The 21421-nt window shown below is 42.7% G+C and carries 20 protein-coding genes; 8 read left to right on the forward strand and 12 right to left on the reverse strand.

What is annotated here, in order from left to right:
- Positions 1 to 57: 57 nt before the first annotated feature.
- Complete coding sequence (locus NQU59_RS18140; RefSeq protein ID WP_373462949.1) at positions 58 to 1680, forward strand: oleate hydratase; 1623 nt, start codon at positions 58 to 60, stop codon at positions 1678 to 1680.
- A 45-nt stretch (positions 1681 to 1725) separates the two neighbouring features.
- Here NQU59_RS18140 and NQU59_RS18145 read toward each other — a convergent pair whose 3' ends face one another.
- Positions 1726 to 2493 (reverse strand): class I SAM-dependent methyltransferase, encoded by a 768-nt coding sequence (locus tag NQU59_RS18145; protein ID WP_257064382.1) that lies wholly within the window; start codon positions 2491 to 2493, stop codon positions 1726 to 1728.
- Between the two features lie 100 nt (positions 2494 to 2593).
- On the reverse strand, positions 2594 to 3271 hold the full coding sequence (locus NQU59_RS18150) for a DUF1345 domain-containing protein (RefSeq protein WP_005239432.1): 678 nt from the start codon (positions 3269 to 3271) through the stop codon (positions 2594 to 2596).
- A gap of 185 nt (positions 3272 to 3456) precedes the next feature.
- Here NQU59_RS18150 and NQU59_RS18155 point away from each other — a divergent pair, with 185 nt between their 5' ends.
- The 5 genes from NQU59_RS18155 (at position 3457) to NQU59_RS18175 (ending at position 9041) form a co-directional block, all read left to right on the forward strand.
- On the forward strand, positions 3457 to 4005 hold the full coding sequence (locus NQU59_RS18155) for a TetR/AcrR family transcriptional regulator (protein ID WP_005239435.1): 549 nt from the start codon (positions 3457 to 3459) through the stop codon (positions 4003 to 4005).
- 13 nt (positions 4006 to 4018) lie between these two features.
- Entirely contained in the window at positions 4019 to 5665 is a 1647-nt protein-coding gene (locus NQU59_RS18160) for an MFS transporter (RefSeq protein ID WP_005239436.1), read from the forward strand.
- Positions 5666 to 5784: 119 nt separating this feature from the next.
- Positions 5785 to 6852, forward strand: a complete 1068-nt coding sequence (locus NQU59_RS18165) for an HlyD family secretion protein (protein WP_257066357.1) — start codon at positions 5785 to 5787, stop codon at positions 6850 to 6852.
- A gap of 66 nt (positions 6853 to 6918) precedes the next feature.
- Positions 6919 to 7791: a 1-aminocyclopropane-1-carboxylate deaminase/D-cysteine desulfhydrase gene (locus NQU59_RS18170; protein WP_257064383.1), complete on the forward strand. Its 873-nt coding sequence runs from the start codon at positions 6919 to 6921 to the stop codon at positions 7789 to 7791.
- Between the two features lie 53 nt (positions 7792 to 7844).
- On the forward strand, positions 7845 to 9041 hold the full coding sequence (locus NQU59_RS18175; RefSeq protein WP_257064384.1) for an NAD(P)/FAD-dependent oxidoreductase: 1197 nt from the start codon (positions 7845 to 7847) through the stop codon (positions 9039 to 9041).
- A 45-nt stretch (positions 9042 to 9086) separates the two neighbouring features.
- On the opposite strand, the gene NQU59_RS18180 is transcribed toward NQU59_RS18175, so the two are convergent.
- From NQU59_RS18180 to NQU59_RS18190, 3 genes are all read right to left on the reverse strand, one after another.
- Positions 9087 to 9266, reverse strand: a complete 180-nt coding sequence (locus tag NQU59_RS18180; RefSeq protein ID WP_005239442.1) for a hypothetical protein — start codon at positions 9264 to 9266, stop codon at positions 9087 to 9089.
- Between the two features lie 211 nt (positions 9267 to 9477).
- Positions 9478 to 11073 carry a mechanosensitive ion channel gene (locus NQU59_RS18185; RefSeq protein WP_257064385.1) on the reverse strand — a complete coding sequence of 532 codons (1596 nt, stop codon included), beginning with the start codon at positions 11071 to 11073 and terminating at the stop codon, positions 9478 to 9480.
- Positions 11074 to 11303: 230 nt separating this feature from the next.
- Positions 11304 to 11504 carry a hypothetical protein gene (locus NQU59_RS18190; protein ID WP_005239445.1) on the reverse strand — a complete coding sequence of 67 codons (201 nt, stop codon included), beginning with the start codon at positions 11502 to 11504 and terminating at the stop codon, positions 11304 to 11306.
- A gap of 205 nt (positions 11505 to 11709) precedes the next feature.
- Here NQU59_RS18190 and NQU59_RS18195 point away from each other — a divergent pair, with 205 nt between their 5' ends.
- Positions 11710 to 12132 carry a hypothetical protein gene (locus NQU59_RS18195; RefSeq protein WP_005191251.1) on the forward strand — a complete coding sequence of 141 codons (423 nt, stop codon included), beginning with the start codon at positions 11710 to 11712 and terminating at the stop codon, positions 12130 to 12132.
- A gap of 57 nt (positions 12133 to 12189) precedes the next feature.
- On the opposite strand, the gene NQU59_RS18200 is transcribed toward NQU59_RS18195, so the two are convergent.
- On the reverse strand, positions 12190 to 12951 hold the full coding sequence (locus tag NQU59_RS18200) for a ferredoxin--NADP reductase (RefSeq protein WP_005239447.1): 762 nt from the start codon (positions 12949 to 12951) through the stop codon (positions 12190 to 12192).
- Positions 12952 to 13063: 112 nt separating this feature from the next.
- Here NQU59_RS18200 and gigC point away from each other — a divergent pair, with 112 nt between their 5' ends.
- The gene (gigC, locus tag NQU59_RS18205) at positions 13064 to 13948 is read left to right on the forward strand and encodes a LysR family transcriptional regulator GigC (protein ID WP_005239449.1); all 885 of its coding nucleotides are present in this window, start codon (positions 13064 to 13066) and stop codon (positions 13946 to 13948) included.
- A 58-nt stretch (positions 13949 to 14006) separates the two neighbouring features.
- On the opposite strand, the gene NQU59_RS18210 is transcribed toward gigC, so the two are convergent.
- The 6 genes from NQU59_RS18210 to nuoM form a co-directional block, all read right to left on the reverse strand.
- The gene (locus tag NQU59_RS18210; RefSeq protein WP_257064387.1) at positions 14007 to 16253 is read right to left on the reverse strand and encodes a TonB-dependent receptor; all 2247 of its coding nucleotides are present in this window, start codon (positions 16251 to 16253) and stop codon (positions 14007 to 14009) included.
- A 98-nt stretch (positions 16254 to 16351) separates the two neighbouring features.
- On the reverse strand, positions 16352 to 17050 hold the full coding sequence (locus NQU59_RS18215) for a cold shock domain-containing protein (protein ID WP_005239453.1): 699 nt from the start codon (positions 17048 to 17050) through the stop codon (positions 16352 to 16354).
- A gap of 114 nt (positions 17051 to 17164) precedes the next feature.
- Positions 17165 to 17458: a cold shock domain-containing protein gene (locus NQU59_RS18220; RefSeq protein ID WP_005239454.1), complete on the reverse strand. Its 294-nt coding sequence runs from the start codon at positions 17456 to 17458 to the stop codon at positions 17165 to 17167.
- A 121-nt stretch (positions 17459 to 17579) separates the two neighbouring features.
- A complete protein-coding gene (gene upp / locus NQU59_RS18225) occupies positions 17580 to 18215 on the reverse strand; it encodes a uracil phosphoribosyltransferase (protein WP_005239456.1) in 636 nt (211 codons plus the stop codon).
- 106 nt (positions 18216 to 18321) lie between these two features.
- Positions 18322 to 19818, reverse strand: a complete 1497-nt coding sequence (nuoN, locus tag NQU59_RS18230; RefSeq protein ID WP_005239458.1) for an NADH-quinone oxidoreductase subunit NuoN — start codon at positions 19816 to 19818, stop codon at positions 18322 to 18324.
- 3 nt (positions 19819 to 19821) lie between these two features.
- Positions 19822 to 21420: an NADH-quinone oxidoreductase subunit M gene (gene nuoM, locus NQU59_RS18235; RefSeq protein WP_257064388.1), complete on the reverse strand. Its 1599-nt coding sequence runs from the start codon at positions 21418 to 21420 to the stop codon at positions 19822 to 19824.
- Position 21421 lies beyond the last annotated feature (1 nt).

Consider the following 21421-nt stretch of genomic DNA (forward strand, 5'->3'; position numbering starts at 1 on the left):
AAAATTATGGAATTAAATTCATTTTCATTCATAACGATAAACAACGGGGCACATCAGATGCAAACGAAGAAACTGAAAACTTTAGACCCTTCACAATCACATCTCTGGATCATTGGCGGCGGTATTGCAGGTATGGCAGCGGCAGCCTTTGCCATTCGGGATGCCAAAGTGCCAGCCCAAAACATTCATATTTTAGAAGAGCTTGAGGTTTCAGGGGGTTCAATGGATGGTGGTCATAACCCACTCAACCCCAATCATGCTTGGGTGACGCGTGGTGGACGAATGCTGACCGATGAAACCTACCTCTGCACATGGGATCTATTCTCTAGCATCCCCTCACTCGAAGATCCCACTATTTCGGTTCGGGAAGAATGCCGTGAATTTAATGAAAAAATTAAAACCCACGCCCAAGCCCGTTTAATTGATGCCAATCATGTCATTGCAGAAGCTGAAAAGCTCGGTTTATCTACCTTGAATCGTGCCCAGATGCTACGTCTGTTGGCACTCAAAGAAGATCGGATTGGTAGCCGTCGTATTGATGAGTTTTTTGATGATGCTTTTTTCCAAAGCAATTTTTGGCGGATGTGGCGCACCACCTTTGCCTTCCAGAAATGGCATAGCGCAGCAGAATTACGTCGTTATTTCTTACGTTTTATTCAAGAATTACCGCGTATTCATACGCTAGCAGGGGTTAAACGCACCAAATACAATCAATATGACTCGATGATTTATCCCTTACAACGTTGGCTGGTCGAACAAGGCGTAGATGTGCGTTTTGGTACTTATGTCACTGACGCTGATTTTATTGAAGATGCACAGAGTAAAGAGCGTAAGGCAAGCAAATTGTATCTCAACCTGCCAGAAGGCACGGAACAGATTGTATTGGGTGAACATGATTTGGCACTTTTCACTTTAGGTTCTATTACAGCAGATTCACGTTATGGCGGTCAGCATGATGTGCCTGCCTTAATTCGTGATCGACAGGATCATGGTTGGCGTTTATGGGAAACCCTTGCACAAAAAGCACCTGATTTTGGTCGCCCAATGACTTTCAATGGCAATATCGACGAACATAAATGGAAGTCTTTTACCCTGACGCTGCACGATGATGTCTTGCTGAAACGTATCATCGAATACACAGGCAATGAACCGGGAACAGGCGCACTGATGACCTGGTTTGAATCGGGCTGGCATTTATCCATTGTTGTGCCTGCACAACCGCATTTTGCCGACTTACCTGAAGGTAAATTCACTTTGTGGGGCTATGGTTTTGAAATTGACTACATCGGTGACTACATCAAAAAACCAATGAGTGAAGCCACTGGTCAAGAGATTGTAATTGAGTTAATCCAGCAACTTGGATTCGACGATATTCTGGATCATGTCCTAGCGCATAGCGATATTAGCACAGTGATGATGCCTTATGCCTCTGCCCTGTTTGCCTGTCGTAAAGCGGGCGATCGTCCCTTACTGATTCCAGAAAATGCAGCCAACTTTGCCTTCTTGGGTCAATTTGTGGAACTGGAAGATGATGTGGTGTTTACCGTGGAATATTCCGTCCGTGGTGCCATGCTTGCCATTTATCAGCTCTTAGGAGTGGATCGTCAAATTCCAGAAATCTATAACGGTCTGCTCGATCCTAAAGTCGGTTTAAAAGCTTTAGAAACGGTATTTCATTAAACAAGCATAAATTGATAAAAATGAAGTAGATCTTGATAATCTACTTCATTGACCACATCGAGAAAGTACCAAATACATCACCTCACTGCTGAACGAACCATCTGCTTGAATACGATAATATTGCTGGGTTTGATCAGATGCCTTTTTTTGTAAAGCACGAATAGTCTGAATCGCATATTCAGGGGTTTGCATGCGCGCCGTCCAACTTGTAAATTCTAAATCTAAATACTGCTTTTCAACGGTCTCAATCCTAAAACCTGTAGATTCAGCAAAGCGCATCCATTCCTGCAAACTATAATTGCGTACATGACTTGGATCCCGAATCGTTTCAATCGTCTGAAAAAATGTATCCATCACCGGATTTGAATGCCCTAAAATATCGACAATGATCACTTTACCTTGTGGCACCAAGACGCGATGTATTTCCGCCATTGCCTGTGCCACATTTTGCCAATGGTGTGCTGAATATCGAGTCATCACACAGTCAAAGCTTTGATCGGCAAAAGGTAAAGACTCCGCGGCACCTTGCTGAACTGTTATATTATCAAAGCCCCTTTGCTTGGCTTGTTCAGCAACAAGTTCAACCATCGACGGTGTTAAATCATAGGCCGTCACCTGATCTGCAAATGCTGTAATCTGGTAACTGACATGCCCGCCGCCACAGCCTAAGTCCAAGACCTTCTTCAATTGAGATGACTGGATCAAGTGCTGCATTTTCGCAAACTCTATTCCTTGCGCATGTACTGTGCTGTTTAAATAAGCTTGGGATTTATTTTGATATTGTTGCTGATTAACTTGATGCTGGGTATTCATCTTCTTATCCTTGCGAGCTTGGTCTCTTTTTAAAATAACCGACACTATGCAAAAATTAAAATAATCAATTTTATAACTAGATATAAAAATAAGTTATCAATTATAACCCAATCAAACTGGCGGCGACATTGATCGTAACCGCCAAAATTACGGTATTAAAAATAAAGGCCAGCACGCAATGAAAAATATTAAGATGCCGTAGGGCTGAGCTGGTAATGGAAATATCTGCGGTTTGTGCAGAAGTTCCAATGATATAGCTGAAGTAAATAAAATCCAAATAATCTGGCTGCTCAGTTTTGGGAAAATCCAGGCCCGGTTCCTGATGACGACTTTTCGCCAGATAAAAATCATGAGCGTAATGAATCGCAAAGAGTGTATGGAGCAATAACCACGTTGAAAAAATCGTCCCGATGGTGAGCAAAATAAGTACACCTTTTAAAACGGGCTGATCTTTCGGTACATGCCCCAATTGCATCACAATCGCAATAAAACAGATTACGATGGCAATCAACACGACAATCAGGATCATCCATTTCCCTTCATCTTGCTGCTTGGCACGATTTAAGATCAGTGTCGCCTCCAGATGCCACATCATTTTCAAGGTCAGAAATAGATACAGCCAAATCGCAATATTCCAGCCAAGCAATAAACAGGTTGCCCAATGCCATGGTGTAAATAAATGCAGGGTAGCAAAAAGTAAAAGACCTAATGCAAAGGTTGCCGATAAATACGGTCGATATTTTATTCCTCTGAGCAAATGATGTATGAATCTTGGCATGTTTCACCTATTTGTATTTTTTATACATGAGTAATTTACGCTTATTTTTTAACATTGTATGCTGTTATAACAGTACGATGTTGCTACTATTTAACCTAAATTAAACAAAATAAAGTTTCCGTAGATATTTACTTCGGACAAAAATGTCCGTTTAATTTACATTCAATCTCCCACGAATTTTAATCATGGCAAAACGTCAGCAGCTGGCAGCACATAATCGTGATGAACTCCTCAATGCCGCCGAAGAAATCTTTCGCAAGCAAGGCGTTCATGTGCCTTTGCAAGCCATCATTGATCATGCGGGTGTCGGGCGTGCGACGTTTTATCGTAATTTTGCTGATCGCAAAGCACTGGTTGCAGCCTTATTAGAACGTGCCATTACCCGTCTGGAACAACGCTCACACGCTTTATTAGCTTTTAATGATGGTTTTATCCGTTTGATTGAAGGCCATATCGAACAACTGCCGCATTTAGTTGTACTGATTGATTACTGGCGCATTATTGATCGGAAAGACCCAATCATGCTAAACATTTATCAAAGACGCGATAAAGCATTACAACCCCTGATTGATCAGGCCATACAGCATCAACTGTGTCGTCCTGATCTTACCCCGCAAGACTTCGGGATGATTACGGCGATCTTGGGGTCTTCATTTCAAGGACATCATGCCTCTGATCAAGTTCGGCTGGCAAAACGCGCAATAGAATTATTATTAAACGGCATTAAAGTTTAGTTCGAGGAATAACATGGATAAAAGCCCTCGCTATCTTGAGACTCCTCCGGATTGGTCAGCAGATGAGCGTCCAACTTTGCCGGGTTCGCCTGCTGCAATTGCGCATGCCAGACCAAAACGTTTTGCCTACTTCATTATTGGTTTATTGATTTGTATCGCAGCCAGTTTAAGTAATGGTTTTATTGTTGCAAACCTGCCGATCTTCCAAGGTGAATATGGGCTAACCCCATCGCAGGCAGCATGGTTACCCGCAGCCTATGTCATGGCCAATGTCAGTTCTAACCTCATCTTGTTTAAGGCACGACAGCAATACGGCTTACGTCTGTTTTCTGAAATAGGTCTACTGGTCTTTATTGGTGTCTTGGTTCTACATATCTTTGTCAAAACCTATGAAATGGCGCTATTTGTGCGTTTTATCGCAGGGTTGGCCGCTGCTCCACTCAGTTCACTGGGGATGTATTACACCATGCAAGCCTTCGGCAAAGCAGATATGGCCAAAGGGATCTATCTCGCATTTGGCTTTCAGCAGCTGGGTTTGCCATTGGCATGGATTATTTCTCCTTTTCTGCTGAGTGCCAACCAGTGGGATGTGATCTATACTTTTGAATTAGGTCTGGCGATTTGCTGTTTTGCCATGGTGGTGGCGTTAAAGCTACCACGCAGCTTACGTATGGAAGTATTTGAGAAGCAGGACTTCTTTACCTTTGCCCTACTCGCACCGGGTTTTGCCTGCCTCTGTATTGTACTCACCCAAGGGCCAATTTTATGGTGGTTTGATAGCCCGTGGCTCGCCTATACCTTGATCGTGGGTTTTTGTTTGATTGTGATCGGTCTCACCTACGAGCATTATCGTTCGAACCCCCTGATTATGACCCGTTGGTTAGCGGCAGGCGATTTACTCAGTTTCGTGGTCAGTGCCTTTGCCTTACGCTTACTGATGTCAGAGCAAAGTTATGCCGCAGTCAATTTCCTGAAAACCATGGGAATGGGTCCCGACCAGTTTGTACCGCTGTATGTGGTGATCTTCTGCGGAACAATAGCAGGTTCCGTGTTTAGTGCCCTGACCTTTCACCGCGAACGCGTTATTCTTAATTTATTCCTTGCTGAGATTTTAATTTTAATCGCCTGTGCACTGGATTATCACCTGACCAGTGATGTGCGACCCGCCAACTTCTATCGCAGTCAGTTTCTCGTCAGCTTTGCAGGTGGTGTCTTCATTGGCCCGCTCTTGCTGATGGGTTTTATGCGCACTTTACAGCGTGGTCCACAATATGTGGTGACCTTCATTGTATTGTTTTCAGCAACACAGAACTTTGGTGGTTTGGTCGGCTCTTCCTTCTTTAATACCTACCAGCAACGCCATACCTATGATTACAAAGTTGAAATTAACAGCAACCTTAATCCAACCGATCCGATTGTGGCACAACGCTTACAAAGCTATCAGCGTAGTGCCATGATCAATAGCAATGATCCAGTTTTGCAAAACAACCAAGCCTTACAGAACCTGAATAAAGTGGTGACTCGTGAAGCCCAAGTCCGCGCCTATAACGATGTCATCGTATTGAATGGTATCTTTGCAGTGGTGTTATTGCTCTGGGGGCTATTTAAATATGCACGGGATAAATACAAAACCCGAAAAAATCTGCAAGCAGCCAGTTAGTCCTTTTTGATTGAGAAAAGATGATGTCAGAACAAGATAAACCCGAAAATAATCAGGCTCAAACTACTGGGCAAAATGAAACAGCGCCAGCAGTAAAGGCACCTGAAACAGTGACACAAATGCCTCCGCCACCTCCACCACCGACCAGTAAACTGATCAAGACCAAACGTTCGACTCTGTGGTGGATGCTACTGGTATTATTGGTTGGCATCACCATTATCTTATGGGCGTGGCGCATTGGCCCATTCCATACAGCAATTGAGCAAACTGACAATAGCTATGTGAAAGGTAAAACCACCATCCTGTCTTCGCAGATTAATGGCTATATCAAAGATGTACTGGTCAAAGACTTTGACCAAGTCAAACAAGGTCAGGTGTTGATGCATATTGATGCCACCACCTACGACCAAAAGGTCACACAGGCGGCCTCAGGTGTCGAGCAGGCAGAAAACAGTCTTGCCAATCAAACCCAAACGATTGCGCAACGTCAAGCCGATGTTGTGGCTGCACAAGCCAAGCTGGATCAGGTCAAGGCGCAATATGATTTATCTGTGGCGCAATTAAAACGTTATCAACAATTGGGCGATAGTGGCGCTGCATCCAAATCTGAACAAGACAAAGCCGCGGCAGATGCACAAAATAATCATGCCTTACTCAAACAGGCTGAAGCCAATATCTTGGTGGCACAAGAAGCCTTAAAAACAGCGCAAGTGGCGCAGTCTGGCTTAAAAGCACAAGTGAATAGCGCACAAGCGCAACTTGACCAAGCCAATACCACCAAAGACTACAGCACCATTGTTGCCCCTCTAGACGGACAATTGGGTGAGGTTAATCCGCGCGTCGGTCAATATGTTGCGGCAGGAACACAGCTGCTTTATCTGATTCCAACGCAAACGTGGGTGATTGCCAACTTTAAGGAAACTCAAATTGCCAATATGAAAATCGGGCAAAAAGCCTATTTCACTGTCGATGCGATGAATCATCAGAAATTTACAGGACATGTTGAACAGATTTCCCCTGCGGCAGGTTCAGAATTCAGCGTGCTTAAACCCGACAATGCCACAGGTAACTTCACCAAAGTGGTACAACGGATTTCTGTTCGTATTGCCATTGACCCAAATCAAAAAGGCATCGAAAACTTACGTCCGGGCATGTCGGTGATTAGCTCTGTAGATACCGACTCCTAATGCAACACTGACATTCTCAATCAAATCCATTTACAATGTGATCAAATCCATTTCTCTTGTTCGAAAATGTTTGATCACATTGCTTTTCCCCCCCCCTATCAAACATTAACGCTTCCCAGTTCGGTTCAACTGACCATTAAGCGTTTGGATCTGATCCATCCGCAAATTTCAGGCAATAAATTTTATAAACTAAAGTACAACCTACTCGCAGCTCAACAACAAGGTTTGACCGAAGTACTGACTTTTGGTGGTGCATTCTCCAATCATATTGCCGCAACTGCCTATGCCGCCCAGCGCTTCGGCTTTCAGAGTATTGGCATGATCCGAGGTGAAGAGCTTGCGACCCGTGACTTAAACCCGACCCTACAGACAGCGCAAGATTTTGGCATGCAATTGCATTTTGTCAGCCGAGCTGAATATCGGCTGCGTCATGAAGCCGAATATTTGCAACAGTTACAACAGCAATATGCTCAAGCCTTTATTATTCCAGAAGGTGGCAGCAATGCACTTGCCCTGCAAGGGACACAGGAGATTTTGAGCGAAGATGACCGAGAGAATTATGATGTGATTTGTTGTGCCGTCGGAACAGGTGGCACCATTGCGGGCTTAATTGAAAGTAGCTCAGCACAACAACAGATTTTGGGCTTTTCTGCATTGAAGGGCGACTTTCTGAAACAGGATATTCAGCAGTGGACCGATAAAAGCAACTGGTCCTTAACCGATGCTTATTGTTGTGGGGGCTATGCCAAGACCAGCATCGAGCTGCTGCAATTTATGCAGTATTTTGAGCAGCAATATGCAATTCCTTTGGAGCAGGTCTATACCGCGAAGATGATGATGGGGTTACTCGATTTAATCCAGCAGCAGTATTTTCCAGAAAACAGCCGTATTTTGGCGATCCATACCGGAGGATTGCAAGGGAAGTTGAAAACATACTAAAAGCTGCATAAATCTTTTATAATTGCCCGCTTTTCGTCGATCGAGTATTGCTCATGGTTCATCAAGTTGATGTTGTTGTTTTAGGTGCAGGTGCATCAGGCTTGATGTTGGCTGCGGAAGCAGCTAAACGTGGGCGTTCAGTAGTTGTACTGGAAAAAGCCAATAAAGTTGGCAAAAAGATTTTGATGTCTGGTGGTGGTAAATGTAACTTTACCAATCTGGAGGTTGAACCCTCCAATTATCTGTCTGAAAATCCGCACTTTGTCATTTCTGCACTGACCCGTTATACCAACTGGGACTTTATTGGTTTGGTCTGTGAATATGGGATTGAGTACGAAGAGCGTAAACATGGGCAACTGTTTACATTGAAAGGATCAAAAGAAATTCTGGAACTTTTGCTGTCAGAATGTAGCAAAGCCAAACATGTACAGATCCAAACCCATTGCGAAGTACAGCAAGTCAAGGCTCAGGCAGATTCAGATTTTATCGTGGAAACCAGCCAAGGCACCTATCGTTGTGAGTCTTTGGTGGTGGCAACTGGCGGTTTATCCATTCCCACCCTGGGTGGTTCAGGCTTTGGCTATGAACTGGCGCAACAGTTTGGTCATCATGTCTTCCCAACCCGAGCTGGTCTGGTTCCTTTCACCTTCTCCGATCATTTCAAAGAAGTCACCACCCGCCTAAGTGGCAATGCCTTAGATGCAACACTGGTCAATGATCGCCATCAATTTACTGAAGCTTTGCTATTTACTCATCGTGGTCTTAGTGGTCCAAGCTCATTACAACTTTCAAACTACTGGCAAGTGGGAGAAAGCTTCAACATTGATTTTTTCCCAAGCCAAGATTTTGTGCAATTCTTTAAAGACAAGAAAAAATCACAGCCTAAAGTGTTATTACGTACCTTAATCAGTGAATTTACCGCCAAAAGCATCGTGCTCGAACTACAACAATTGATTTGGGCAGAGCAAAGTGAAACAGCGATTGGAAATATCAGTGATGTGCAACTGGAACAGATTGCTACACAATTGCATGCATTTACGGTAAAGCCATCGGGAACTGAAGGCTACCGTACTGCTGAAGTCACGCTTGGCGGCGTGGATACCAGTGAAGTGTCATCCAAAACCATGGAAAGTAAAAAGCAGAAAGGCCTTTATTTTATTGGTGAAGTCCTTGATGTGACTGGACATCTCGGCGGTTATAATTTCCAGTGGGCATGGTCTTCTGCACAAGCTGCAGCACAATTTGTTTAAGGCTTTCTCGCTACAGTACAGTGGGCTTCATCCAATAAGTCCACTTTAATTGTGTGGCTCCGAAGAGTTTGCCGCTTCTGAAGTGGTGATCTGCTGCGTATTTTCAATTGGTTTCTCTTTAGAAGAGTTTGATTTAGCAACCACAAACTTATAAGCACTCGCCAGAAATCCAACCGTAATTCCTGCAATAATAATCGGTGCAAATACTCGATTTGGTCTCTTCATTTCATTCTCCTATCGATTTTTTATTTAGAGACTATTGATACTTGAGCTATAAATGAATTGCTTTTGAGGTCAAATTCCTTCATTAAAGCATTTAGACCCACTAAAATACCCAATTATAATCCCAAATAACACCCAATAATGCTGATACAAACAAAACGACCACCCTGCTTAGAGTGGTCGAATTAATCAAAAAAATCAAAGATTATTTTTTCTATTCATCCGAATACGGCGGTGTTGGTGGGGTTGGATTCAACGTATTATTCGGCGTTGGAGCCACTGGATTCACCGTATTGCCCGGTGCAACCTCCTGCTTATGTAAAGGATTCGGCTGTTTTGCTTCAGTTTTGGCTTTATCCAGTAAATCACTCAGCAAACGTTCCGCAGGTTGACGACCGCCTAAACCGAAAGCCAAGGCAAAGGCCACCGCAACGGAACCCAAAGTGAGACCAAAGGCCAAATTCACAATCGAATCTGCAATGCCCATAGCTTTTAGGCCCATTGCAATCACTAAACCCATAATGAGTATACGAACCAAATTCGCCAACCAGCGCGAACTGTTATATTCACCACGTTGAACAATATTGGCAACTACATTGGCCAACCAGAAGCCAATCACCAGAATAACCGCACCAAGCAAGATACTGGCGCCGAACTGGATAAACATGGCAATCAGTACACTAACCTGCTCTAAGCCAAGTCGGTTAGCTGCTTCTGACACTGCAAATAACATGGTAAAGAAAACAATCAGATAACCGACAACATCAGAAACACGGGTCTGTCCCAAGAAGCGTTGTAAATCAAGCTTCATCGGGATTTCATCGACACCTGCGCCAGAAACGAGTTCAGCCACCAAGCGTCCAACAAAACGTGAGACGATATACGCCACGATCAAGATCAAACCTGCTGCAATAATTTGTGGAATTGCATACATAATTTGATTCAGCATCGCTGTTGCTGGTTGAGAAATCGCTTGGATTCCCAATGCTTCAAAGGCCACAATTAAGGTGGTGATAATAATGATGGCAAAGACGAATGAACCTAAAAACTTAGCGACATTCGAGTTTTTAAATAAACCCACTTTCTCAGCTTGGGCTTGCAAACCAAGACTATTACTCAGTCCCTCGACAATCCCGCGCACGATTTTCGCGAGAATATATCCAACAAAAATGATGACCGCAGTAATAAACAGATTAGGAAGGTAGGCGATCGATTCGTTCACCATGTTCTGGACAGGGATCAATAAACCAGTTAAACCCAAAATTGATAGAACGATGGGTAAAAACAGTAATAATACCAGCCAATAAAAAATCTCACCGATATTGCTACTGAGTGAGCTAATGCCGACTTCACTACTTAGTTTCTCGTCCAGTTCAGTTCTGGCAAGTACATTGCTCAACCCAGCCCGAACCAACCTTGCGATGATCCAGCCAATAAATCCAACTGCTGCCGCAGCAAGCAAGTTTGGTATATAGGCCAAGACACGCCCCACCATATTGCTAAATGGGTCACTAACACCACTGATATTTAACACATTGAGTGCACCAACCACAGCCAAAATCATCACGAACCAGAACACCAGTTTGGAGACTAGATTTTCGATATTTGGAGTACGGCCAGTTGCAGAGGACAATTTATGATTGGTATCAAGTTTTTGCAGTAATTTTTTCACACCTGCTGCAATCACTAAAGCAACAATCCATCCTACCAGTAGGATGACAATTGCAGCAAAGATAGGATGAAACTGATCCCAGTAATACATTGCATCAAATCCTCCTCGATTGGAGGGGTCATTCAAAAATTCATTCATGTTGTTATCCTTATGTTGTGTTTTTAAATCTTGATACACATCCACCCAAGAACGTTCTGCAATTAAAGAACATGATTTATGGATGCTTCCACCTTAGTTTTTGTCTATTTTCCAATCAATCAATGGCTGCACTAATACAACAAAAAGGTCTCATAATATTTCAAAAAAGCCCATTGATTCACACCAATGAGCTTTATGGTAAATTGAGTCTTGGTCTAAAATACGCTTGCCTAAGCATTCAGAATAGCCGACTGCATATGTGCCATTGTCACTTGTGCAGTTGGATTAGCTGAATGATCAGCAACCATATAAACAAGTAGTGCAATCAGGAAGATCCCAACCATAATCAAAATATAAACAGGTAATCTTCTCTTTTTGGTAATTTCTTCTTTGCTTGCCACATGAGGCTGTGGCTTACTAAAATCATGCATGATAGCAGCCCTCATCCTTTTACTTTTCAAGTCTTATATTAGCAATCCGCTATGTAGCATTGTGTGAAAAAGCTTCGGACTATCGTTGCGCCAGTTGCAGAACTCTACTTTTTTTTATTATTTTTTTGTTTAAAATATAGTCGCTTTTAGAATGCGATAAAAATAAGCTATAATGCTCGGCTTCATTTCTTTAATGTTTTGCTTTATGTCCTATAGCCAACAAAGCGTTTCTCTTGATCTAGACACTGATGTCACCCATCAATGTTTTTTACATCACACACGCGATGAACATTTGATTGGAATTATTGAGTTTAATAAGCCAAGCTATATTCTGAAATGGGGAGATTTAGAGTACTTCCGTCGCCGTACCGAAGAATTCTCAGTGATGCCATTACCCGACTGCATCAATGCCATGATTGTCGATATTCGCAATGTGCAACCCTTCCTCGACAACGAAGTCCCGATTCTGCCTTGGCGTTTACTTGAAGAAGATTGCCCAGTGCGTCTTGTGGTGCCACAAGATCGTCTGGAACATTATATCGGCTTGTTTGAACCAACGTGGTTAACCACGGACGTCGATACTGCCATTCAAGAAATCCGTGAATTTATGGATATGTTTGTACATTAAGACATATCCACTTACTTACACACGCTTAATCATCCTAGCAGCACGACAATGCCGCCATTACCAATAATTCTCTACGGCAATATTGCCTTCACCACGACGATTCATAATCAGACCACGTTGCTTCAGCGCTTCTTTGGTATCTTCCACCATTTGTGGATTACCACATAACATCACATGACTACTGTCTCGGTTAAAAGAGAATCCTGCTGCTTTTTCTAATTCACCATTGCCAATTAAAACAGGCAGGCGGTCATGCAGTGCCGCATTCGGATCACGGGTAATAATTGGAATAAACTTAAAGCCTGTATGCCCTTCACCAAAGAAATCTGCTATTTCCTGAATACGCTCGACATACGCCAGCTCAGATTCAGTACGCACGCTATAGACCAGATTAATCTGCTGATATTTTTTCCAGGTTTCAAAGTCTTGTAACATGCACAAAAACGGCGCCAGTCCGGTGCCTGTTCCCAATAACCATAAGTCTTGTGGTAATGGCTGTTGATAACGCGCCAAGGTCAAATAACCGTATGGAATTTTTTCCAGATACAACTCATCACCAACTTTGAGGTGTTGCAGATTCGAGGTAAAAGCACCTTCTGGCACCACAATTGAAAAGAATTCTAAAGTTTCATCAAAAGGTGAAGAAACCACAGAATAAGCACGTACCACCAATTCGCCCTCAACCATTAAACCAATACGGGCGAACTGCCCTGCGGTAAATTTAAAATGAGCAGGGCGAGTCATGGTGAAACTAAAAAGATTATGAGTCCAACGGTGTACAGATAAAACCTTTTCTACGCTAAATTTTTCAATTGACATGATGAGAACGTGGCACGAAACAGTGCGCTCATGTTAGCATGATCAGATAAATCATGAATACTCTTAGGATCTGTTAAATACATGAGATCCTCAATACGTTAAGGCTTTTAACATGCGCATGACATTACGCCAATTGGCTGTTTTTGTGGCGGTCGCTCAAGAGGGAACTGTAACCAAAGCGAGTGATGCTGTCCGACTCACACAAAGTGCGGCAAGTATGGCCTTAGCTGATTTGGAAGATGGCCTCGGCGCCCCCTTATTTGATCGCTTGGGTAAACGGTTACAACTCAATGATCTCGGGCGTTTCCTGTTGCCGCAAGCCTTAGAGATCCTCGGTCGTTGCGATGCTTTTGAACAGGCAGCAAAAGGTGAGCTACAAAGTATTGATTTACGCCTTGGTGCAACTTTAACAATCAGTGATTATTTAATGCCTGATCTGATGGCTAATTTTTTACAATGCCATCCACAAGCACATTTACAGTTACAAGTGGGCAATACCCGTCAAATGATTGAAGCAGTCAATCAATTCCAGTTGGATTTGGCTTTAATCGAAGGCTCTTGTCATCTGCCACAATTACAATGCATTCACTGGCGTGATGATGAGCTTGCAGTTTGCTGTGCGCCGGATCACCCACTAGCCAAGTTGAATCGCCCTCTCAGCCCAACTGATTTTCATCATGTGGAATGGATCTTGCGTGAAGAAGGTTCGGGTACTCGTGAAGTATTTGATAATGCCATTTTACAAGACCTTCCCGACGCCAACATCCGCTTAACCCTAGGTCATAATGAAGCGATTCTAAAAATCGTCGCAGGTGGTTTAGGCATGTCTTGTGTATCAAGATTAGCGATTGAACCGTTGCAAGAAAAAGGCCAACTGGTGATACTGGATACACCTTTCTGGGAACTAACACGACCGCTATATATGCTGGTGCATCGCCAGAAATATCAAGGACCAGGACTGAAAGCTTTTTTGCAGTTTTGTGAAAATAAAGTTTAATTGTTTCGAATATATAAAAAACGCTTCTAGTCAGAAGCGTTTTTTATTACAGCTCGATTTAGAAATCGAAACTCACCCCTAACTTATAAGTCCGGCCTGCTCCTACTGTGGTAAAACCGCTAGTGAACACACCATCCCAATATTTTTTATCTGCAACATTATCAACATTCGCACGGAAAGTTGTGTTTACACCTCCGAGTTTAGTCGCATACTTCGCGCCTAAATCAACCAGCGTATAATCAGGTAACTTGAGTGTGTTATCAGCCGTTAAATATTGGTCATCCACATAAGTCACGAAAGCATTGACACTTAAGCCTTCAACCACTGGAATTTGGTAGTCAACCCCAACACCAGCAGTAAATTCAGGTGTACCTTCAATCGTTTTACCTGAAAGATTCACACCGCCTGAAATCCCTTTTTTATATTCGGTATCGATATAAGCCAAATTACCGTAAACAATTAGATCATCCGTAACTTTACCTGAAAAGCCGTATTCAACCCCTTTGGATTCGGTCTTCGCACCATCGGTTGTGATTTGGGTAATGGCTTTATTATTTGGGTCGCGATAGCTTGTATCTATCATCGTGCTTGGTTTTTTAATTTGATATAACGCTAAAGTGTGTAACCAACGATCTCCTTGATATTTCGCACCCACTTCATATTGCTTACTTTCAAATGGCGCAAAGGTTTTACTGTAATTCGCATCTGCCTCATTAGATACCTTTGCACCTCGAACCAAACCTTCAACATAGCTCACATAGAACGAGGTTTCTTCACCAAAAGGTTTCACAACAATAGCTGCGCTTGGAGATACTTTATCAGCCTTCAGTGGTGGTAGATTCGTCGTGAGTGCCTTTAAATTCATATCTTGATAACGCACACCTAAAATAAACTGTAGCTTGTCATCCAGCATAGAGATTTGATCACTTAGGCTATAACTGACATACACATCATCCGCAGTAGGAACAATCTCTGGCCACGTATTTGGCATATGCCCTTCATTGCTTGGATTGTAAATATTAGTTGGGAAATAAACCTCTGTTGCCCCCCGCCCTTTATGTTGGCTGTATTTACGTTTGAGATAATCAGCACGGAATGCCAAAGTATGAGAAATATCACCCGTGAAAATTTGACCTTCTAAACCCGCATTAAAGGTCGTGTTATGTTCCTTTGAACCAACACGATAATATTGTGCCAGTGCATCACCATTCGCCCCAACCAAAGCAGGATTCTTCATTCCCATTGAGTTGACTGGCAGATCACGCACAACCATACGCGTACCAAATAAATGTCCACGATACTCACGTTCATTAAAACCAGCGCCTGCAAATGCTTTTAAATTAGGTAGAAGCTTATATTCACCCGATAAACCTACATAGTTAGCACTTTGCATACCTTCTAAATGCGGGAAATAATTCAGTTTGCCATCTGGTGCAGCTAAAACACGTTTCAAAGTTGAAAAAGAGATCATGGCAGGTGAGCCACCCTCACGGCTATCTCGTGTGGTATAGGCATCAAAGTTAATTTTAGCTTGGTCCGTGGTGTAGTCGAGAGCCAAAACTGCTGCAGTATTTTTATCTTCTAGGCCATCAACAATATGTTCACCTTGTCCATAAGTCGCACTGACGCGTGCTCCGAACTCCTTGTTTTCACCAAAACGGCGGGCAACATCAAAACCTGATTTATAATAGCCGCCATCTTCATACATGGCCGAAACTTGGGTCAAATCTCGATCGGCACGCTTAGTGGTGGCCATTACCACACCACCAATACTACCGCCCGGTGCCATTCCTGCAATTAATGCATTGGGACCTTTGAGTACACTGGCAGAGCTCAAAATATCAGTCGGAGTACGACCACTCGGTGACATCCCATAAGAACCATTGATATTGGCATCTTCCCATGTCACAGGAAAACCACGAATCATAAAGTTTTCGTTTAAATGGCCACTGTTGGTGGTGGTACGAATACTTGGGTCATTTTTCAAAATGCCTGCGATCGAGTCAGCTTGTTTATCCTTAATCGCCTGTTCTGTGTAAGACTGGATACTAAAAGGTGTATCCAATACTGCTTTCTCACCAAGGATACCTAAGGTTGTGTCTTTTTTAAGTTTGCCTGTTGCATCTGTTGCCTGTGAATCAGCTTTCACGGTAATGGTCGGTAACACGGTACCATCATCAGCAACCGCGAACATTGGTAAAGCAATGAGAGATAGAAATAATATGTTCTTTTTCAATTGATCAAACCCCGATAAAAATTTGACCACAGTATATAAGACAAATTTACAAATGATAATAAAAATCATTAACAAAATAATAACTATTATTTATTGAATCTCCAAAATCTCATGATCAGAATTCAAAGATATCGGCAGCATATCGTTAAATATCATGGTTTGCATGCTTAGTGTCCAAATTGACGCTCACAAGGTATACCGTCACCATCTCCATCCATCTTGGTATTCGGACAATGTCTTAAGAAGAAGACAGCCTCTTCATAAGATCGCATTTGCGAACAATATTCACGCCCATCACAGCTAAACTGAGTAGCTACAGCAGTTGTTGCTGGTGCTACTTGGGTCGGCTGTCTCTGATCATGTTGCAAAGCTCTCTCTGTTTTTGCTGACAGCTTTACTTCAGGTAGGTCACCAACTGCTTTGCGTTGTTCTGCAATAATCTGCTTTTGTTCCTCGATCAGTTGTGCTGCTCTTAATTTTTTTGATTGCTGATAAGACTGATATTTCTGAAATACCAAAGCCGCTAAAATCACAATGACAATTAAGCCAACAACCGTAAATAGCTTTCCAGCTTTGGTCGCTGACTGAGTACGATCTAACTTAACGGTTTTCATCAAAATACTGCTAGATGGAGAAGCATACTTGACTGGTGCTGGTTTTAAATCCAAACGAACAATATTGGCTGCTTTAAATTTTCCCCTGTCCTCCACCATAATAAATTTAAGTTTTTCTCCCAGTCGAGGCTCACCCGCTGCTTGTGGAAAATCACCAATATGGAAGAATAGATCCTTTTGATCCCCGTCTAATTCAATAAAACCAAAACCTCTCTCTGCATTATATTTTTTAATTTTTCCCTCAAGAAACATCATCAACACTCTATTTTTATATTGCACCCTATTCTAATCAAAAAGAGGCTAGAAAGCCCCTTTTATCATGTACCTAAACCAAATTCTAAGATTGAAAAATATCAATCATCACAATTAGCGTCGAAAATTTGACAGCAACTCTGTGGTAATCGACTTATTGTGATTAGCAATTTTGGTCTTCTTGGTTTTCGCTGGATTAGGATCAATACGCTCAATTTGTGTTGCTTTAAACTTTCCATCATTTTCCAGCGCGACAAATTTCACTTTTTCATTTCTTTTCGGCTCGCCTTCTTCTGCAGGAAAATCTGAGATATGAAAAAAGATATCTCCTTCAGAAGTTGCAATAAAACCAAATCCTTTATCAGGATTATATTGTTTGACTTTTCCTTGATAGAACTCTTGTGCCATGACCTTTATCCTACGTTCTCAATGCAATCATTACAGTATATAGAAATAAAAAAGAGACTTTCAATCCATCCTGAAATGCTCTACGGTTGGACTCAGTCTCTTTTTCTCAATATGACAAAAATTAGTCTTTTTGCACGCTACCAAAAATTTTGTCACCAGCATCGCCCAAACCAGGAACAATATAACCTTCTTCATTCAGACCTTGGTCAACCGAAGCGGTATAAATACGGACATCTGGATGCGCAGCTTCAACTTTGGCAATGCCCTCTGGTGCAGCGACCAAAATCATGACACGGATATCTTTACAGCCACTTGCTTTCAAGACATCAATTGCTGCAATTAAAGAATTTCCTGTTGCCAGCATTGGATCAATGATCATGGCTAAACGATTAGCAACATCAGGCACTAACTTTTTGTAGTAGGTGCGCACTTCTAAAGTCGCTTCATCACGTTCCAACCCCAAGACACTGACCTTAGCACTTGGAATCAAGCTTAGTACACCTTCGAGCATACCAATACCTGCACGTAGAATCGGTACAATGGTGATTTTTTTCCCTGCGATACGTTGAGTTGAGACTTTCCCTGCCCACCCATCAATTTCATGATCAACAACAGGAAGATCCTTTGTTGCTTCATAAGTCAGTAACATCGTGACTTCTTGCGCTAATTCACGAAAATTCTTGGTACTGATGTCAGAGCGACGTAGTAAACCAAGTTTATGGCGAATAAGCGGATGACGAATTTCTTGAATCGACACGAGTGAGTACCTAGGTAATGTTAATCTCGTTCTATTATAAAGTGTTTTTTTACTCATCAATAAAAAAGCCCCCAACTTTGGAGGCTTTTTTGTACAAATCCGACGATTACTGTTGTTGAGACATCATAAAGTGCAATGGAGAAAGAATCTCTGACTTCAATGCCAAGTTAATCATTGGGTCTGGATAGACACCAAGTACGAATACCAATAACGCAGCAGCAAGTACCATCAGACCACCGACTTTGGTTCCCCAATGCGCATCAGCATCAATACGAGGTACGTCTGGTGGGGTCATATACATCACCACCATCACACGCAAGTAATAGTACAAACCGATACCACTACCCACCACGATCATCGCAGCCAAGAACCAGTGTTGTGTTGTTACTGCAGCCATCACCACAAGGAACTTACCAATAAAGCCCGCTGTTAATGGGATACCCGCTAAAGACAACATCATCACGGTTAAAGTTGCGGTCAAGATCGGACGGCGCCAGAACAAACCACGATAGTCTGCAAGACTTTGTGCTTCATCTACGTTGTTATATGGGCTCGACATTAATGCCACAGCACCAAACGCACCGATTGTGGTCAGCACATAAGTAATCACATAAACCGTTACACTGCCTAAGCTTGCATAAGTCATGCTGATTAAAGCAATCAACAAGTAACCAAAGTGCGCAATTGATGAATAACCCAAAATACGCTTCAAATTCACTTGACGTACTGCAAGTAAGTTACCTACCACAATCGACAATACCGCGATAATGGTTAACACAGTTACTAATGATTCAACCAGAATTGCACCAGAAGTCAGTAAGTAACGTACAAACAAACCAATCGTTGCCACTTTTGCAGCCGTTGCCAAGAAGGTTGCCATTGGTGCTGGTGCACCCGCATACACATCTGGCGTCCATTTATGGAATGGCGCAAGTGAAAGTTTAAACGCAACCGCAAAAATAATTAAGCCAAGGCCCAACAACACCATGGGTTGCTGGATTGCCGTAAACAAGGCTTGTACCGAATCATAGAATGACAAGGAACCTGTGTAAGCATAGATGTATGCCATACCCATCAACAACATTGCAGATGCAGTTGCTGAAAGCACTAGGTATTTAATCCCTGCTTCCAAAGACTGACCACGTTGATAGGTATAGGCCAACATGCCGTATACAGGAATCGACATCAACTCCAAGCTGATGAAGAAAGCTGCATAATGCGAACTTGCCACCAATAACATTGCACCTGTCACTGAACACAGTAACAAGATATACAGTTCTTCGCGGTTTTCCTTATAAGTCTCAATATAAGCATGAGACAAGGTGCAGCACGCCAAAGCAGCAATCAAAATCAGGAATTGATAGAGCATGGTAAATGGATCAACCATAAACATGCCCATCACGTTAACCGGCACAAAGTGTCCGCTAAATACGGTATAGCCGATATAAATCGCAGCAAGGTTTAAACCGACAACCGAAGTTGTCGCAATAAGGTTGTGATTGCGTTTAATCGCAGTCAACAACATCACTACGATTGCAGTCAAAGCCACAATCATCACTGGCGCTAGCGGCATAAGCTCAGAAAAAGAAATTGTGAAGTTCATGATTTATTGCATCTCCACATGTTCTAGTTGGGTTGTAGCCTGTTGAACAGTTTCAACAACTTCTTGTACTGGCAAATAACTATTGACCAACCACTGCATGCTTGAATGAGACATATCCAAGAAAGTTTGTGGATAAAGACCTAACCAAAGCAAACCGATCGCACAGACCATCAAAATGCTGACTTCACGTGCAGATAAATCTTTCAATGGTGTCGTGTAGTGCTGCTTTTGTTCTGAATTTGGTTCACCAAATAACGCTTTGTGAATCAGAATCAGACCATAAAGACCTGCAAACACCAAACTTACTGCAGCAATAATGGTGAAGGCTGGATAGGCTTTGAATGAACCCATCAGGATCAGGAATTCACCAATAAAGTTACCTAAACCTGGTACACCCACAAGTGCTGCAACAAAGAACATCAAGAAGAATGGCAGGTATTGCAGTTGACCACGAAGACCGCCCATCAAGCGCAAGTCACGGGTATGTACACGCTCATAGACTTGACCCGACATAATGAACAATGCCGCAGATGACAAGCCATGTGCCAACATCATGATCATTAAGCCTTGGAAGGTCAGGATATTACCTGCATAAATTGCAAGTAAGATGAAACCCATGTGTGAAATCGACGTGTACGCAAGTAAACGTTTCATGTCTGTTTGCTGGTACGCAAGGAATGCACCGTAGAAAATACCAATCAAGCCCAAAATAATGGCAATGTCAGCGAACTGCGCTGAAGCTGCCGGGAAGAATGGAATCACGAAACGGAGCAAACCGTATGCTGCTGTCTTAATCAAAATACCTGCTAAATCCACAGAACCCGCTGTTGGTGCTTGCGCATGCGCATCAGGCAACCAACCGTGTAATGGGAAGACAGGTAATTTCACCGCAAAACCAATGAAGAAACACAACATGAATGCGTAAGCAACTTCAGGTGGTAAGTGGTTTGCAACGGCCAAGAGGTAGTTGTAATCGAAGCCGATCATACCGGTCATCATGTATCCATAGACCACTAAGCCCAAGATACCGATCAACATGATCAAACCCGCGATTTGTGTATACAAGAAGAACTTGGTTGCAGCGTAAACACGTGAACGACCATTCGAGCCTTTATGACCCCATAACGCAATCAGGAAGTAGATTGGTACCAGCATCATCTCCCAGAAGAAGAAGAACAGGAATAAGTCAATCGCCAAGAATACACCGATGACCCCACCTAAACTCCACAGGAGGTTTAAATGGAAGAAACCTACGTTCTTTTGGATCTCGCCCCATGAACAGCCCACTGCAAGTACACCCAGTAAAGCAGTCAGCAACACCATAAGCAGAGATAAACCATCCACCGCTAAGTGAATGCTGATGCCTAAAGTCTGAATCCAAGGAAGATGGAACTCAGCCGCCCAAGTCGGAACTTTACTGCCCAACTCGTAGCTAAATGTACCACTTTGCCAAAGTGCAATGCCCAAACCAAAGGTAATGAGCATACCAATCAAGGCAATCCAACGCGGTAAATGTTGGTCGTATTTATCAACCAACCAACAAATAAAACCAGCAATGAAAGGAACTAAAATCAGTGCGGGTAAAATTAAATTGTTTTCCATT

This window comes from Acinetobacter colistiniresistens (assembly GCF_024582815.1).
Lineage (GTDB): Bacteria > Pseudomonadota > Gammaproteobacteria > Pseudomonadales > Moraxellaceae > Acinetobacter.